This window comes from Bradyrhizobium sp. CW1, assembly GCF_023100665.1.
Lineage (GTDB): Bacteria > Pseudomonadota > Alphaproteobacteria > Rhizobiales > Xanthobacteraceae > Bradyrhizobium > Bradyrhizobium canariense_D.
The window spans coordinates 6325080-6340273 of the sequence record NZ_CP064684.1 but is presented as its reverse complement, the minus strand read 5'-3'; the positions used below and the strand labels follow the sequence as shown (position 1 = coordinate 6340273).

General features: G+C 63.7%; 14 protein-coding genes and 1 pseudogene. 9 read left to right on the top strand and 6 right to left on the bottom strand.

The genetic code is table 11. The features are described from left to right. The first annotated feature begins 108 nt into the window (after positions 1–108). The 3 genes from IVB54_RS30765 (at position 109) to IVB54_RS30755 (ending at position 4511) form a co-directional block, all read left to right on the top strand. Positions 109–1329, top strand: coding sequence for an IS701 family transposase (locus IVB54_RS30765; RefSeq protein WP_247285483.1), 1221 nt, complete (start codon positions 109–111; stop codon positions 1327–1329). A 246-nt stretch (positions 1330–1575) separates the two neighbouring features. After that, complete coding sequence (locus IVB54_RS30760; RefSeq protein ID WP_018455677.1) at positions 1576–2625, top strand: fatty acid desaturase; 1050 nt, start codon at positions 1576–1578, stop codon at positions 2623–2625. A 329-nt stretch (positions 2626–2954) separates the two neighbouring features. Further along, on the top strand, positions 2955–4511 hold the full coding sequence (locus tag IVB54_RS30755) for a L,D-transpeptidase (protein ID WP_026233000.1): 1557 nt from the start codon (positions 2955–2957) through the stop codon (positions 4509–4511). Between the two features lie 24 nt (positions 4512–4535). On the opposite strand, the gene IVB54_RS30750 is transcribed toward IVB54_RS30755, so the two are convergent. The 3 genes from IVB54_RS30750 to IVB54_RS30740 all read right to left on the bottom strand — a co-directional run bounded on the left by IVB54_RS30750 (position 4536) and on the right by IVB54_RS30740 (position 7014). Continuing rightward, entirely contained in the window at positions 4536–5348 is an 813-nt protein-coding gene (locus IVB54_RS30750; protein WP_018455675.1) for a class I SAM-dependent methyltransferase, read from the bottom strand. Between the two features lie 114 nt (positions 5349–5462). Then, the gene (locus tag IVB54_RS30745) at positions 5463–5999 is read right to left on the bottom strand and encodes a VOC family protein (protein ID WP_018455674.1); all 537 of its coding nucleotides are present in this window, start codon (positions 5997–5999) and stop codon (positions 5463–5465) included. A 25-nt stretch (positions 6000–6024) separates the two neighbouring features. Further along, the gene (locus IVB54_RS30740; protein WP_247363738.1) at positions 6025–7014 is read right to left on the bottom strand and encodes a tripartite tricarboxylate transporter substrate binding protein; all 990 of its coding nucleotides are present in this window, start codon (positions 7012–7014) and stop codon (positions 6025–6027) included. Between the two features lie 118 nt (positions 7015–7132). Between IVB54_RS30740 and IVB54_RS30735 the strand changes: the two genes are divergently transcribed. From IVB54_RS30735 to IVB54_RS30710, 6 genes and pseudogenes are all read left to right on the top strand, one after another. Continuing rightward, the gene (locus IVB54_RS30735; RefSeq protein WP_018455672.1) at positions 7133–7834 is read left to right on the top strand and encodes a TetR/AcrR family transcriptional regulator; all 702 of its coding nucleotides are present in this window, start codon (positions 7133–7135) and stop codon (positions 7832–7834) included. Further along, positions 7812–8363 (top strand): annotated as a pseudogene (locus IVB54_RS30730) (carboxymuconolactone decarboxylase family protein). The gene IVB54_RS30735 and the pseudogene IVB54_RS30730 overlap by 23 nt, the downstream one beginning before the upstream one ends. A 9-nt stretch (positions 8364–8372) precedes the next feature. After that, complete coding sequence (locus tag IVB54_RS30725; protein WP_018455669.1) at positions 8373–9221, top strand: SDR family oxidoreductase; 849 nt, start codon at positions 8373–8375, stop codon at positions 9219–9221. A 73-nt stretch (positions 9222–9294) separates the two neighbouring features. Then, entirely contained in the window at positions 9295–9876 is a 582-nt protein-coding gene (locus IVB54_RS30720) for a HutD family protein (RefSeq protein ID WP_247363737.1), read from the top strand. A 143-nt stretch (positions 9877–10019) separates the two neighbouring features. Beyond that, entirely contained in the window at positions 10020–11204 is a 1185-nt protein-coding gene (locus IVB54_RS30715; RefSeq protein WP_018455668.1) for an adenylate/guanylate cyclase domain-containing protein, read from the top strand. Positions 11205–11337: 133 nt separating this feature from the next. Continuing rightward, positions 11338–12135 (top strand): adenylate/guanylate cyclase domain-containing protein, encoded by a 798-nt coding sequence (locus IVB54_RS30710; protein ID WP_247363736.1) that lies wholly within the window; start codon positions 11338–11340, stop codon positions 12133–12135. A 15-nt stretch (positions 12136–12150) separates the two neighbouring features. Here the strand turns inward: IVB54_RS30710 and IVB54_RS30705 are convergent, their stop codons facing one another. The 3 genes from IVB54_RS30705 to IVB54_RS30695 form a co-directional block, all read right to left on the bottom strand. Beyond that, a complete protein-coding gene (locus IVB54_RS30705; RefSeq protein ID WP_018455666.1) occupies positions 12151–12954 on the bottom strand; it encodes an enoyl-CoA hydratase-related protein in 804 nt (267 codons plus the stop codon). 242 nt (positions 12955–13196) lie between these two features. Continuing rightward, entirely contained in the window at positions 13197–14198 is a 1002-nt protein-coding gene (locus IVB54_RS30700; protein ID WP_018455665.1) for an NADP-dependent oxidoreductase, read from the bottom strand. Positions 14199–14245: 47 nt separating this feature from the next. Further along, complete coding sequence (locus IVB54_RS30695) at positions 14246–15103, bottom strand: oxidoreductase (RefSeq protein WP_018455664.1); 858 nt, start codon at positions 15101–15103, stop codon at positions 14246–14248. Between the last annotated feature and the right edge of the window lie 91 nt (positions 15104–15194).

The following is a 15194-nucleotide window of genomic DNA, read 5'->3' as shown; positions in this document are numbered from 1 at the left end:
AAGCGCCGCCTGGCCTGGCGATGGCTCGGTTCCGACCGGAAGCGCACAGCCGCCCGGGTCTAGCATTACAGTTGCTTTTGTTGCGGGCTTCTGAATCCATGGGCAACCATGATTCGAATGTCGTGGGCGCGGGCCGCGTCGGTTGAGGCGACGCTTGCGTTGTGGGCGGCGTCGCTTCGAGAGATCAAGCAACGGATACGTCCGTTGTTCACGCAAGAGCGTGTTGCGACGAATGCAGGTCTGTTCCTGGAAGGTCTGCTCGGAGATGAGCAGCGCAAGACCGGTTGGATGCGCGCGGAGGCGGCTGGCGATCCCGGCCCATGGCGGCAGCAGGCGATTCTGGGTCGTGGAGACTGGGACGCTGATGCCCTGCGCGATATCGTGCACGACTATGTCATCGAGCATTTGGCGGATGACGATGCGGTGCTCGTGATCGACGAGACCGGTTTTCTCAAACAGGGCAAAGCGTCATGCGGAGTGGCGCGGCAATACACTGGTTCGGCAGGAAAGATCACGAACTGCCAGATCGGCGTCTTCGCTGCCTACGTTTCGCGTCATGGCCATGCGTTCATCGATCGCGCGTTGTATCTTCCGAAGGAATGGACCGACGATCCAGATCGTCTGGAAGCCACATATGTGCCTGCCGATGTCGGCTTTGCGACCAAACCAAAGCTTGCGACGAGAATGATCGCACGCGCGATAGCCGGGTCTGTACCATTCAAGTGGGTTGCCGGTGATACCGTCTACGGTGTTGGCAACATCGAACAGCAACTACGTCGGGCAGGCAAAGGCTACGTGCTTGGGGTCAGCAGCGCTCATGTGTTTCGATCCTGGGGCAAGCGACCGCCGGTCGCCGGTACGGCTGCAGACCTCGCCCGGACGCGGCGCTCATCCGACTGGAAGCGCCTGTCGGCGGGAGCCGGAACCAAAGGACCGCGGCTGCACGATTGGTGTTATCTCGAATTGGCGGATCTCGAGGCCGAGCAGTCCAACAGTGCAAATGACGGTTTGTGGACACGCGGTCTACTGATCCGTCGTCGCATTGCCGATGATGACCTCGCCTTCTTCACCACCTGGTGCCCAGCGGGAACAGCCATTGAAACGCTGGTCGCGGTCGAAGGCCATCGATGGGCGATCGAGGACAGCTTTGAAACGGCGAAAAACGAGTTCGGGCTCGATCACAACGAGAGCAGATCCTGGCATGGCTGGCACCGTCATGTGTCCTTGGTGATGCTCGCCTTCGCCATGATGGCCGCGATCCGACATCGCGCTAATCCGCCACCGCCCAAAAAAACGAAACGGCGCCCCCCGGCAAAAGCCAAAACATAACCACCCCACCACTGATCCGTTGGTCAATCCAGGAAATCCGCCGCATTGCTATCAGACTTGCGCGGAAGCGGATTCAACCCGCACACATCATCGCATGGTCCTTCTGGCGCAGAGCTCACCAGGCTGCCGCTCAACGCGCCCACTTCAAATCAAAAAAGCAACTGTAATGCTAGGGCGGAGGGCGATTTTGTTGCGTCCGTGGCCATAACTGTGCTTCTTGGGCGGCATGTCGGGAGCAGAGCAGATATGACCCAAGGAACGCCGGAAATCCGCGCATCGGCGCAGTTGCTTGCCCGCTATCGCGAGCCTGACAATACGCGGGGTGTCCTCGAACTGGCGATCACGGCGATCCCGTTCGTCGTCATCTGGGCTCTGATCTGGGTCGCTCTTGACCAGGGCTATTGGTTTGCCCTCCTGCTCGAGGTGCCCGCGGCGGGTTTGCTGGTCCGCCTCTTCATGATCCAACACGATTGCGGACACGGCTCGTTCTTCCGCGGCCGCGTTGCCAACGATTGGGTCGGCCGTGCCATCGGCGTGATGACACTGACGCCATACGGCTACTGGCGGCATAACCATGCGGGCCATCACGCGAATTCCGGCAATCTCGACCACAGGGGCTTGGGCGACATCGATACGTTGACCACGCGCGAATTTCTCGGGCGGTCGCGATGGCGCCGGACGCTGTATCGCTTGTATCGACATCCCCTCGTGATGTTTGGCGCCGGTCCCTCGTATTTGTTCATCTTGAAGCACCGATTGCCGGTCGGGATGATGCGTCGCGGCTGGAAACCCTGGCTGAGCACGATGGGCACGAACATCGCCCTCGCGGTTCTCGCCGTCACGATGATCTGGCTGGTCGGCTATGGGCCGTTGCTGCTTGTGCATCTGCCGATCGTTGTCCTGGCGGCGTCTATCGGTGTGTGGCTGTTCTACGTCCAGCACCAGTTCGAGCACACGCATTGGGCCCACGACGAGACCTGGAACTTTCACGACGCCGCGCTGCACGGCAGCTCTCACTACCAATTGCCGGGTGTCTTGCGATGGTTCACGGCAAATATCGGCGTCCACCACATCCATCATTTGTCCAGTCGAATTCCCTGCTATCGCTTGCAGGACGTATTGCGCGACCATCCGCAGTTCGCTGGTGTCGGGCGGATCACGCTGCTCCAGAGTTTGCGGACCGTGCGGCTGACCTTGTGGGACGAGGAACGGCAGCGGCTCGTCTCCTTTGGAGAGGCAGCCTTGTTTGGCAAGGCAGCCTTGTTTGAAAAGGCAGCCTTGACTCCAGTGGCTTAGCTTTACGCTGCCCCGCGCGGCCGCCGACCGGCGTGAATTCGCGCGATCGGAACGCGATGGGCGTCTAGCGGCCGTTCAACGTGGCTTCGCCGTCCGACGCCGGGCGCTGGCAGCCGTGTCACCGATCCCCGGTCATTCTGTCGCAGCGATAGACCGCCAGCTTCGGCCGCGCGGCGCCCTTCCGCCTGCGTTAACCGTCGTATATGAGATTTATCGCCGGAACGTGCCGAATGTCGCCACAGACGGAACGTAAGGCGGCGGCGATTTCTTAATTCAAAGATCGCAATCTGATCAATGACCGGCGGACTGGCATTTCGACCGAGGATGGCATGAGAAACCTGATGACAACGGCGCAATCCACCGTGGCGATGCGGCGTTGGGGGCCCCCCGGAATTGTGACCCTGGCGGCAATGCTCGCCTTTGCGGCCGTGGCTCCGGCCAATGCGGCCAAGCAGGCGCGTCAGCCGGCCGAGGCGGTGGCACCGCGCGAGGCTGGCGAACCGATCATGGCGATCGTGTCGATCAAGAGCCAGCAGGTCACCTTCTACGACGCCGAGGGCTGGATTTTTCGCGCGCCGGTGTCCACCGGCACGACGGGACGCGAGACGCCGGCCGGCGTCTTCGCCATCATCGAGAAGGACAAGGACCACCACTCGACCATGTATGACGACGCCTGGATGCCGAACATGCAGCGCATCACCTGGAACGGCATCGCGCTGCATGGCGGGCCGCTGCCCGGCTACGCCGCTTCGCATGGCTGCGTGCGGATGCCGTTCGGCTTTGCGGAGGGCCTGTTCGACAAGACCAACATCGGGATGCGGGTGATCATCTCGCCGAACGACGCGGCTCCGATCGACATCGTTCATCCCGCACTGTTCATGCCGAAGCGGGACGCCATTGCGGCGGCGCCGGGCCAAATTGGCAGGCTCTCCGGCGAGGCCGAGGAGGCCACAAGGGCGGCCGACGAGGCCAAGAAGGCCGCGACGGCGGCCGCGAAAGAGGCGGCATCGCTGCCGGCCTCGTTGCGCAAGCTGGAACAGCAGAAGACCCGCGCCGACGCCGAGCTCGCCTTCGCCGACAGGCAGCTCGCGGCCGCCAAGACCGATCAGGCCCGCGCCAAGGCCGAGGAGCTGAAGCAGAAGGCCGCCACCAAGGCCGCCGACGCGGCGACGCAGCTCGATGCCGCCAAGAGCGCCGCACAACCGAAGCGCGACGCGGTGGCTGCCACGAAAGAGGCCGCCAAGGCGGCAGCGGCCAGGAAGGCCGATGCCGTGAAGGCCGCGACCGACGCAAAGCTCGCACTCGAGCCGGTCTCGGTCTACATCAGCCGCGCGACGCAGAAGCTCTACGTGCGGCGGAACACGCACAAGCCGGCACCGGACGGCGGCGGCGAGGTGTTCGACACCAGCATCGAGGTTCCCGTCGCGATCCGCAATCCGGATCAGCCGCTCGGCACGCATATCTTCACCGCGATGGCGAAGACCGACACAGGCCTGCGCTGGAGCGTGGTCACGATCGAAGACAGCGACAACGCCAGGAACGCACTCGACCGCATCACCATCCCACAGGAGGTGCTCGATCGCATCGCGCCGACCGCGTTGCCGCGCTCCTCGATCATCATCTCGGACGAGCCGCTGAGCAGCGAGACCAACTACCGCACCGAGTTCGTCGCAGTGCTGAGCAACCAGCCCCAGGGCGGTTTCATCACGCGCAAGCCGACCGCGCCTCCGATGGCCATGGCGAGCGATGACGGCTGGGACAATGGCGGCAACGGTTTCGGCTTCTTCTTCCAGCGCGATCCGAATCCGCAGCCCGTCAATCCGCGCCGGCGCGGCCAGTATCAATATTATCAGCCGGCACAGCCGATGCAGCGGGGCTTCTGGTAGGAGCGGGCGGATCGAAGCTCGCCACTATCGCCGCGCCTCGATGACGATAGCCTGGATCTTGCCTTCGATCGGTCCGGACCCATGGCGCGTTCGGATCGCCTCGGCAACGATGTCGGTCGCAGCCTGAAGCTTGCTGGCATCGCGTGCCTCGATCTCGCTGCGCAGCGGCGTGCCCTGGCAGAGCGCGATCGCGACGTGCTCGGGCGACGGGGCCCGGCTTATTTCAGCTCGCGTTTCGATCGATATGTCACGGAAGCCTGCGCGTTCGAGGTCGGTTCTGATGACGGCCTTGTCGTGATAGCCGTGCGGCGTCCGGGCCATGAAACGAGGCGGGTCGTCGGGAAACAGCTTTTCGAGCGCGACGGTCGCTTCATGCGTCAGCACATTGTCCTCGATGCGATCCCAGACGTTGAACACGAACGTGCCATTGCCGTTGAGGACGCGCTTCACTTCCCCGTAGGCCTTCACGCGGTCCGGAAAGAACATGGCGCCGAACTGGCAGCAGACCACGTCGAAGGCTGCATCGTCGAAGGGCAGGGCCGATGCGTCGGCCTGGCGCCACGAGATGCGATCGTCGTCTGCCTGACGCTGCGCCGCGACAGCCAGCATCGGCTCGTTGAGGTCGGTCGCGACATAACGAACGCCGCGCGGCAGCGCCGCCGCCACCGCGCGCGTCACGGCGCCGGTGCCTGCCGCGATCTCGAGCAGCACGGAGGGAGACCGGGCCGCGACACGTCTTGCGATGTCGTCGGCGTAAACGGCGAAGATCATCGGCACCAGATATTCGTCGTAAAGCTTCGGGATCGAGCCGGCGAAAACCTTGTCGGTGTTGGACATGCTTGCCTCGCTGAAGTTCGGAGACGAGGCTCACGTTACCATGGATTGCCGTCTACCGCGCCAGTAGCGCGGTGAATCCGGCCGATGCCTGCATCGCCTTGCTGGCCGCCGGCGTCATCGGCTTGCGCCGACCTCGCGGATCGGCCGCGTGCCGTCCCAGTTGGCCGCCGCCTGCCGGACCTTCTCGAAGAACGGCCCCTTGGTGCCGCTGATGTCGGAGATCTCGATCACGGTGCCTGGATGGGCCTGGGTGTCGAAATAGGCAAAGCGTCCTCTGTCGCCGCCGATCTGGCCCTCGTGGCCGATCCTGTAGCCGAGCCCGAGCGCCCTGTCGTAGAGCGCCTGGTAGTCGTGGCTCCAGTAGGACATGTGCTGGAGGCCTTCGTGGCCGGACTCGAGGAATTCCCTATATAGCGAGGGCGCGTCGTTGCGCTGCTGGATCAGCTCGATCTGGAGGTCGCCGGAATTGGCCAGCGCGATGCTCATCTCGAGGGCGGAGTTTTCGCCGCGATGGCAAAACCAGTCGGTCTTGACGCGGTCCATGTAGTACCAGGGACCGACGCCCATCACCTCGATCCAGTGCTTCATCGCGGAGTGGATGTCCCGCACCACATAACCGTTCTGGCGTACCGCGCCGAAGATGCGGCTCATGCCCGCGCTCCTCTTGTCAGCTTGATCACTTCAGTTCAATGCCCGCGTCCTTGGCAACCTGCTTCCAGGCCGCGATGTCGCTGGCGTTGATGTCACGCTGCTCGTCGCCCGGCACGAATTGCGGCGTGATGCCAAGCCCCAGCAGCTTCTCCTTCACGTCGGCATCGGCGAGCGCGTCCTTCAGCGCCGCGGACAGCTTTCTTGCGATCGGTTCGGCAAGCCCCGCAGGCGCATACATCGCCCAGGACAGGCTGCGGTCGAACGGCACGCCTTGTTCCTTGTAGCTTGCGACATCCGGCAGGCTCGGCGAGCGTTCGCCGCAGGCGGCCAGCGCCTTGATCGAGCCGTCCTTCACCAGCGGCGTCGCGGTCGCCATGTCGAGTCTCGCCAGCGAGATGTGGCCGCCGAGCAGATCGCCGGCCAGTTTGGCGATGCCGTTGAACGGCACGTGGTCCATCTTGATTCCGGTCTGCTGCATCAGGATTTCCGCGCAGAACTGTCCGGTCGAGCCGACGCCCCAGCTTCCGTACTGGATCGGCTCGCCCTTCCTGGCCAGCGCGATCAGGCCCTTGATGTCGTTGGCGGCAAAATCCTTGGTCGCCACCAGCATGATCGAGGACGTGCCGATGCGCCCGATCGTGGTGAAATCCTTGATCGAATCGTAAGGCAGTTTCGGATAGATCGCCGGCGCCAGCACATGCGTGGTCATGCCGCCTACGGTGATGGTGTAGCCGTCATTCGCCGACGCCGCGACCATCTGGGTGCCGAGCGTGCCGGCAGCCCCGGTGTGGTTCTCGATATAGACGCTCTGTCCGAGCGTCTTGCCCATCCTGTCGCCGAGCAGTCGTCCGATCACGTCGCCGCCGCCACCGGCCGCATAAGGCAGCAGCATCCTGATCTTGTGCGTGGGATAGGCGGCCGGATCCTCGGCCCGCGCAGGCAGCATTGCCGAAAACGTTATGACCAATGACAAAGTTGCGGCGCGCAGCAGACGAAAATGGACGAAGCGCGCCATGACCTGATCTCCCCAGATTGCTCTCCGCTTCTTTTGAGAGCGGAGTTGAAGCGCAAGACCGAACGAGCGATCGTGCCGGCGGTTGACTAGCGAACGATCGTTCGTTAGTCAAGCCCGCATGGCTGTCCACACCACCAGCGCGGCGGAAGCGGCTGCGCCCACGACCCGCGCGCGCATTCTCGCCGAGGCGCTCGATCTGTTCGCGCAGAGCGGCTATGGCGGCGCCTCGATGCGCGAGCTCGCGCGTCGCGTCGGCATTCGCGAGAGCAGCCTCTACAATCACTTCGCCGGCAAGGCCGCGATCCTCGAGGCGATCGTCAGCGAGCACGGCCCGGCCAGCTCGGCGAGCCGGCTGGAAGAGCCGCGCTACAAGCAGCTCGCGCGCCAGCCCGCCGCGTTCTGCCGCCAGTTTGCACTGGATCTCGTCGAGCAATGGTCCGATCCGCGCGAGCACCAGTTCCAGAAAGTGATCACCGCCGAGCGCAACCGCGTGCCCGGCATCCGCGCCAAATTCGCCGATCATTTCTATGCGCGCGAGCAGAGCATGATGACGGATTATTTCCGCGGCTTTGCGCTCGCCGGTCTCGTCTCGACGCCGGACCCACGCGAGACCGCGCGGCTGTTCGCGGCCGGGCTGATCTACATCCGTCTCGAGCATTACGTGATGGGCGCGGCACCGTCGCCGCGGCCGAAGGTGATCGAGGCGATCGACAGCTATCTCACCTTCTTCCTGTCGCTGATCGCGGCGGATGGCGGGACACAGGACAATAAGAAACGAAAAGCCAAGGGAGAGACTCGTGGCAAGGCTGCCCCTGATTGATCCGGAGACGACGAGCGGCGACATCCGCGCCTCGTTCGACCGCATGCCGGTCAAGCTGAATATTTTCCGCATGATGGCCCATGCCGAGGCCAACATGATCCCGGCGATGCGGCTCGGCAATTCGATCCTGCACAAGCAGAAGCTCAGTGCGGTCCATCGCGAGCTCCTGATCCTTTAGGCCGCCCAGCTCGAAGGCGGTGCCTATGAATGGCGCCAGCACGTGCCGATCGCGCTTGGTGTCGGCTGCACGCAAGCACAGATCGATGCGGTCGAGCGCGCCGATTACGATGCTGCCGGTTTGAGCGAGGCCGAGCGCGCGCTGCTGAAATTCGGCCGCGAAGTGGTCGAGCACGTTCGCGTTCCCGAGCAGATCTTCGCCGCCATGCGCGCGCATTTCAGCGACCAGGAGATCGTCGAATCCATTGTCGCGCTCGGCTTCTACATGATGATGGCGCGTGTCACCGAGGCGACCGAGACCGATCTCGACCCGGCAGCCGGCATGAAGGTCTACGACAGCGGCAAGAGATAGGCGGCGCGCATGCGTGAGAATTCCGAGACCAGGCTGGAGCGCTATGTTCGCGCGCCGAGTGCGGAATCGCTGGGCGAAGCGCCGGGCAGGGGACGCCTTGAGGGGCGTCGCATCCTGATCGTCGGCGGTGGCCAGCGTGTGTTCGACGCCGCCACCGATCCGATCGGCAACGGCCGCGCCATGAGCATTCTTTGCGCGCGCGAGGGCGCGAAGGTCGCGGTCGCCGATCTCAACCACACCTCCGCGCAGCAGACCGTCAAGCACATCACCGACGAAGGCGGCGAGGGCTTTGCCATCACGGCCGATGTCACCTCTGAATCCGACGTCCAGCGCATGATCGAGGAAGCACATCGCGCCATGGGCGGGCTCGACGGCATGGTCCTCAACATCGGCACCTTCGGCAAGGTCGGCCTCGACGCCGTCAGCCCCGAGGAGTGGAATGCGATCTACGACGTCAACGTTCGCGGTCCGATGCTGTGCTGCCGCGCGGGCCTGCCGAAATTCGGCAACGGCGGATCGATCGTCTTCATCTCCTCCATCGCCGCTCTGAAGGCCGGCTCGCAGATGGCGGTGTATGATTCCTCGAAAGCCGCGCTCGGCGGCCTCATGCGCAACATCGCCCATCTCGGATCGCGCCGCGGCATCCGCGCCAACCTCGTCTATCCCGGTCTCGTCGACACGCCGAACGGTCGCGAGGCCGGCGCCGGCCGCCCCTCGCGCGGCAAGGGTCACGTCCCGTTCGGCCGCCAGGCCACCGCCTGGGAAATCGCCTATGCCGTGCTGTTCTTCCTCTCGGACGAGAGCGTCTACGTCACCGCGCAAACGCTCGCGGTCGATAGCGGCCTGAGCGGGATGTGACGTCGATCCGTAACAGGCTGCGGCTCGACGCGACAGTTTCGCAGGGCCTGCTCATCTGATAAGCCTCAAAGGCATGAAAACCACACTGCTGAAATCCGAAGACTACGCCCGCTCGCCCTGGAAGAACGGCGGCGGCATCTTCACCGATATTGCGGATGCCCATCGCGCTGAATCCGTGAAGGATTGGGACAGCCTGCTCTGGCGCTTCGCGACCACGCCGATTGTGGCGCCGGGGCCATTCTCCCATATGCCCGGCATCGACCGCCTGCAGATGGTGGTCGGCGGACGCGGGCTGGTGCTGAAGTCGCCCACCGAGGAATTCGACGAGCGCGAGCCGTTTACGACGGTGCGCTTCACCGGCGAGCTCGAGATCGTGACCCGGCTCGAGGAAGGGCGAGTCGAGGTGGTGAATTTGATGGGCCGGCGCGGTGCGGTCGCGCTTGAGCTCGAAGCGCTTAAGGAGCCCGGTGAGCGGCGATTTTCCGCCGGCACGCATCTAATTTATGCGGCGCGCGGCGACTGCACTATCCGTCTCGAAGGCACGGATTTTTCGATTTCGCACGAAAACACCTTGAAAGTCGAGCTGACGGGGGCATCGACGCTTGCGCTCGTCTCGGGGCTGGCCGTGCTGGGCTCTATCCAGGTCGTCGGCTGAACGGCGTTCCCGCCGATCAGAGCGATGCGTACAATCCATGCAACTGGCTAGGTTGACGCCGTCGCGCCGGAGCACGATATCTGCCTTGATGCAGGCCGCCGCCCCAAGCGCGATATGGGTGGCCACGATATGAACGGGCAGATATGACCGCGCCAGAGAACAAATCCGCCACGCTGTCCGACGGCGTCGTCGACTGGTTGATCAACGGCACGCGCGACCAGCGCTTTATCGACAATATCTTTGCCGAGATGTGCATCCGGCTTCAGCAGGCCGGCATTCCGCTGGCGCGCTCAACCCTTCACGTGCTGATCCAGCACCCGCAATGGCTGGGCGCCCGCTTCATGTGGGCCGACGGCATGCGCGAGGCAGAGATTGCACGGGTCGACCATGACGTCCGCGAGCGGTCTGAATATATCGGCAGTCCCGCCAACGAAATGTTCGACGGCGCGACCGAGTTGCGCGAAAATCTCGAGCAGGACCCAGCGCTCGGCCGCAAGCACGCGCTCTACCGCGAGATGCGCGCGCAGGGCCTCACCGACTATGTGGCTTGGCCGCTCTATCATACGCTCGGCAAGCGCCATCTCGTCACCTTCGCGACCAACCGGCCCGGCGGCTTCGACGACACCCATGTCGCTGCCCTCAAGAACTTGTTGCCTGTGCTGGCGCTGGTCAGCGAGATCCGCGTTAAGAATCGATTGGCGCGAACGCTGCTCGAGACCTATGTCGGCTCCCATGCCGGCGAGCTCATCCTGGCCGGCGCCACGCGGCGCGGTACCGGTACGACGGTGCGCGCCGCGATCATGATCTGCGATCTGCGCGACTTCACCAAGATTTCCGACAATTGGCCGCGCGACGACGTCATCGATCTGCTCAACGATTATTTCGACGCGATGTCGGAGCCGATCGCGCGGCATGGCGGCGAGATCCTGAAATTCATCGGTGACGGCCTGCTCGCCATCTTTCCGCTGAGCGAGCCCAAGGCCTGCGCAAACCTGCTGCATGCCGTGACCGAAGCCAGGCAGGCCATGATCGCGTTGAACGCGCGCAACGACGGCACCGGCCGAGCGCCGCTGAACTACGGCATCGGCGTCCATGTCGGCGACGTCATGTACGGCAATATCGGATCGTCCACCCGGCTTGACTTCACCGTGATCGGTCCCGCCGTCAACATGGCCTCACGCCTCGAGGCCTTGACCAAGCAATTGGGAAAGAAAGTGTTGCTGTCACGCGACTTTGCCGAGCTGGTCGAGCGAGAGTTCGAGCTGGAGCAGGTCGGAAAATATGAGGTGCGCGGCTTCAGCGATCCGATCGAGCTTTTTGCGTTTTGAAGATGACGGAGGCCCCCGGCTAAGCAGCGGGCGATCATCGAGTCCTGTTGCCAACGCAGGATTGTGTGACTACGCTCGGTGCGACGCCGCCCAAGCGTTTCGTCCAAGCGTGTCATCGATCGGCCGCACGTTCATGCCAAAATTCCTCCGCATCGGAATCCATCAGTCGAACGTATCGGGTTACACGTCGAAGGCGTGGTGTGTCCGGCGCGTTGGCACGGCGATCCTCCTGAAATGGGGCGCCGTGGAAGTCCAGGGCGCGGGTGACGGACGAAAGGTCTACTGGACGCGTCTGCCGCAGCAGAAGACAATTCGCTGCGGCAGCGCGCAGCGTGCCCAGGATTACGCCAAGGCCGCGATCGCGCGGCGCCGCAATCATCGCTATGAACCGCTGACCGGCGCGATCGTGCTCCGGCGCCGACCGGCCGCAGGCAACACCGAGCTCAAGCGGGCGCTTGCCACGATCCTGATCGTCGATATCGTCGGCTCCACCGCAAAAGCCGCAAAGCTCGGCGATGTCCGCTGGACCAAGATCATGGGCCATTATTACGCGGCGGTCCGCAAGGAGCTGAAGAGCTCGCGCGGCAAGGAAGTCACGGCGACGGGCGACGGCGTGCTGGCGACGTTCAAGACGCCGGCCGCCGGAATCAATTGCGCGACCGCGATCCAGAAGGCCGTGCGTACGCTCGGCCTCGAGCTCAGGGTCGGCCTGCATGCCGGCGAATACACCGTGAGCGGCACTGAGGCGGTCGGCCTCGCCTTCCACATCGGCACCCGCGTCGCCGCAAAGGCGCGCGCCGGCGAGGTGCTGGTGTCGAGCGCGGTGAAGGAGCTGATGGCGTCGCAGTCGGCGATCAACCTGAAAGATCACGGCATTCACCGGCTCAAGGGCGTGCCGGAAAAATGGAGACTCTATAGAGTGGAGGGGTGAGAGTGGGTGAAGCTCTCACCGTCCTTCGTAAACGGGTGGACGCTTCTGTGCCTCGGCATCCCGCCCTTCCTGGAAGTCCCTGGTCGTGAGCAGCGCACGATATTGGTCGCCAAGTTTGGCAAGCGCGGCCTCGGGGTCTTCGAGCGCAAGGTGCGAGGACGCAATCGAGGTCTTGATGCCGAGGGGAGCGCATGCGGCGATCTTCTCGGCGATCTCGACGGCCTTCGCGCGAGCGGCGTCGCGGTTTGTTGCCACCTCCTGAACCGTTCCCATCCGGAGCGCTTCGTTCGCATCCCAATGATCGCCCGTCAGAATGAACCGCATGGCATTTCCCCAACCGGCTTCTCGTGGGAAGCGAACGGTTGAGCCGCCGCCGGGAAAGCGGCCGTGCGTGTTCTCGTCCTGGCCGAAATCCGTGTCTTCCGATGCTATGCGGATGTCCGCAACGAGGAAGATTTCGTGCGCCATATTCCAGGTATCGCCATGCACCGCGACAATCAGCGGCTTGGTGAGCGCCGGTTTGGTCCGCCCGAGAGGGTCGATGAAGCCGGGTCCCTCCATCATCGTCTTTCCCGATTGAGCAAATGCCTTGTAGGCGTCGACATCGACACCTCTGGAGAAGCGTTCGCCGTAGCCGAACAGAACCGCTGCACGCAGCGAGGGATCTCGATCGTACTGGTAGTAGGCTCTCGCCAGGCTCTCTGTCGCCTCCGGGTCCAGCCGATTGTCGATGCCAGGCCGGTTGATGCCGATCAGCACGATGTGGCCTTTGCGCTCGATGGTGATCTTCGTCCGCTCACCGTACGGAATGTCCGCCATCGGCGCGGACTCGTCAGATTGTGACATCATGGATTCTGTCTTCCCGTGCTGATGAGAGCGCTGCAGCGATGATGTGGTATCATGCAGAAGATTGCATCAGGCCCGACATGGGCGATCGTGCGTATCGGAAAACGCATCTGCGTTTTCGAAACGACGATGAACGAGGGTGTGGGCTCAAGAGCGTGCCGGAGCGGTGGCGGGGTGGGGACTGAGGCGATTGCGCGCGGGGCGGATCCACGCCCTCATCTCATCTGGACGACGATTTTCCCCCTGGCTCGTCCCTTTTCGAGATAGGCCAGCGCGTCTTTCGCCTGTTCGAACGGAAAGACCTTGTCGATCACCGGCCGGATACGCTCCGCCTTGAGAAGCTCGCCGATCTCGGCGAGTTGCCTGCCGTCCGGGTGCACGAACACGAACGAATACTCCGCGCCGATCTTGCCGGCGCGGCGAATGATCTTGCGGCTCAGCCATCCGAACAGGAACACCATGACGACGTTCATCCCGCGGTCGCGCGCGAACGCGGCGTCCGGCGGCCCGACCAGCGAGGCAATCCTGCTCCCCCGCTTCAGGATCCGAAGCGATGTCTCGACCGCATCGCCCCTGAGCGTGCCCAGCACCGCGTCGTAGTCCCGCAGCACTTCCTCGAATTGCTGGGTCTTGTAGTCGATCACCTCGTCAGCCCCGAGGCTGCGCACCAGATCGATATTTCCAGTGCTGGTCGTCGTCCCCACTTTGGCGCCGAAATATTTCGCGAGCTGGATCGCGAACGTGCCGATCCCGCCGGCGCCGGCGGGGATGAAGACTTTCTGGCCGGGTTTGAGACGTATGCGCTCCCTAAGAGCTTGCCACGATGTCAGGCCGACCATCGGGATCGAGGCCGCGTGCACGAAGTCCAGGTTCGGCGGCTTGAGCGCGGCGGCATCCTCCGGCACGGTCGCGAATTCGGCGAGAGCGCCTGTGCCGAGATCAAAGATGCTGGCGAAGACGGCGTCGCCCGGCTTGAAGCGGGTCACGCGGCTTCCGACCTCGACGACGACGCCCGCCAGGTCGCTGCCCAGCGTGGCCGGCAGTTCAAACTTCAGGATCGGCTTGAACGTTCCCTTCGGAATCATGTTGTCGATCGGGTTCAACCCCGCGGCATGAACCTGGACCAGGATTTCGTTCGGCTTCGGCGTCGGCCGCGGGATATCGGCCAACGCGATCTGGTCCGGCTTGCCGTAGCGCTTGAACACGAGGGCTCTCATTTTTTCTCTCGGTTCGAAGGTTCTTCGCACTGGCAAGATTGCGGCCCTCAGAAAGCCCGCGCGGTGCGGGCGGGCTGCAGCGCCGCCGTCGCATCCAGCCGCAAATCCTTTCGGATTCCGGCATCCACCAGGGCTGCGGGCGCGAACCGGCGCAGAAATCGCAGGCGCTTCGCAAGGCTGCCGGCCGCGTATTTGAGTTGCGGGCGCACCGCGCTCGCGGCCTTCAGCACGGCATCGCCCACGACGCCGGGCTGTTCGGCCGTCGCCATCACCTCGTTCACCCGCTTGGTCACGCCGGCGCGCGCCTCGCGATATTCGTCGAGCGTGGCGTCGGGCTCCATGAAGTTCGCGTCGAACGGCGTCTTGGTGTAGGCGGGCTCGACTACGGAGACCCGGATGCCCCGCGTGCGCAGTTCATGGTCGAGCGATTCCGAATAGCCTGCCACGGCGTGCTTGGTCGCGGCATAGAGCGCGCCGTAAGGCATCGGCAGAAAGCCGAGCACTGAGCCGATGTTGATGATGCGGCCGCTTCCAAGGCGCCGCATGTGCGGCACGACGGCGCGCGTCATCCGGATCAGGCCGAAGAAGTTCGTCTCGAAAATCGCGCGCGCCTGCTCCATCGAGCTCTCTTCCGCGCCGGCAGGGGCAACGCCGAAGCCGGCGTTGTTGACGAGCAGGTCGATGCGGCCCTCGCGCCGGATCACTTCGCCGACGGCGGCTTCCACCGATGCATCGCTGGTGACGTCGAGAGCCAGCATCTCGAACGCCTGCTTGCCCGCCTGCGCGCCCCGCCTGCTGGTGCCGAACACCTTGTAGCCGGCGTTCGCGAGTCGCTCCGCCGTCGCCTGGCCGATGCCTGAGGAGGCGCCGGTCACCAGCGCGATCTTCGGTGTAATCCTGTTCATAATGCCTCTCCGACGCCACTTCCGGGCCTGAAATCGTTTGATTACGATCGTAACTATTGATATACATGACGATCGTAATTATAAAAGTCAA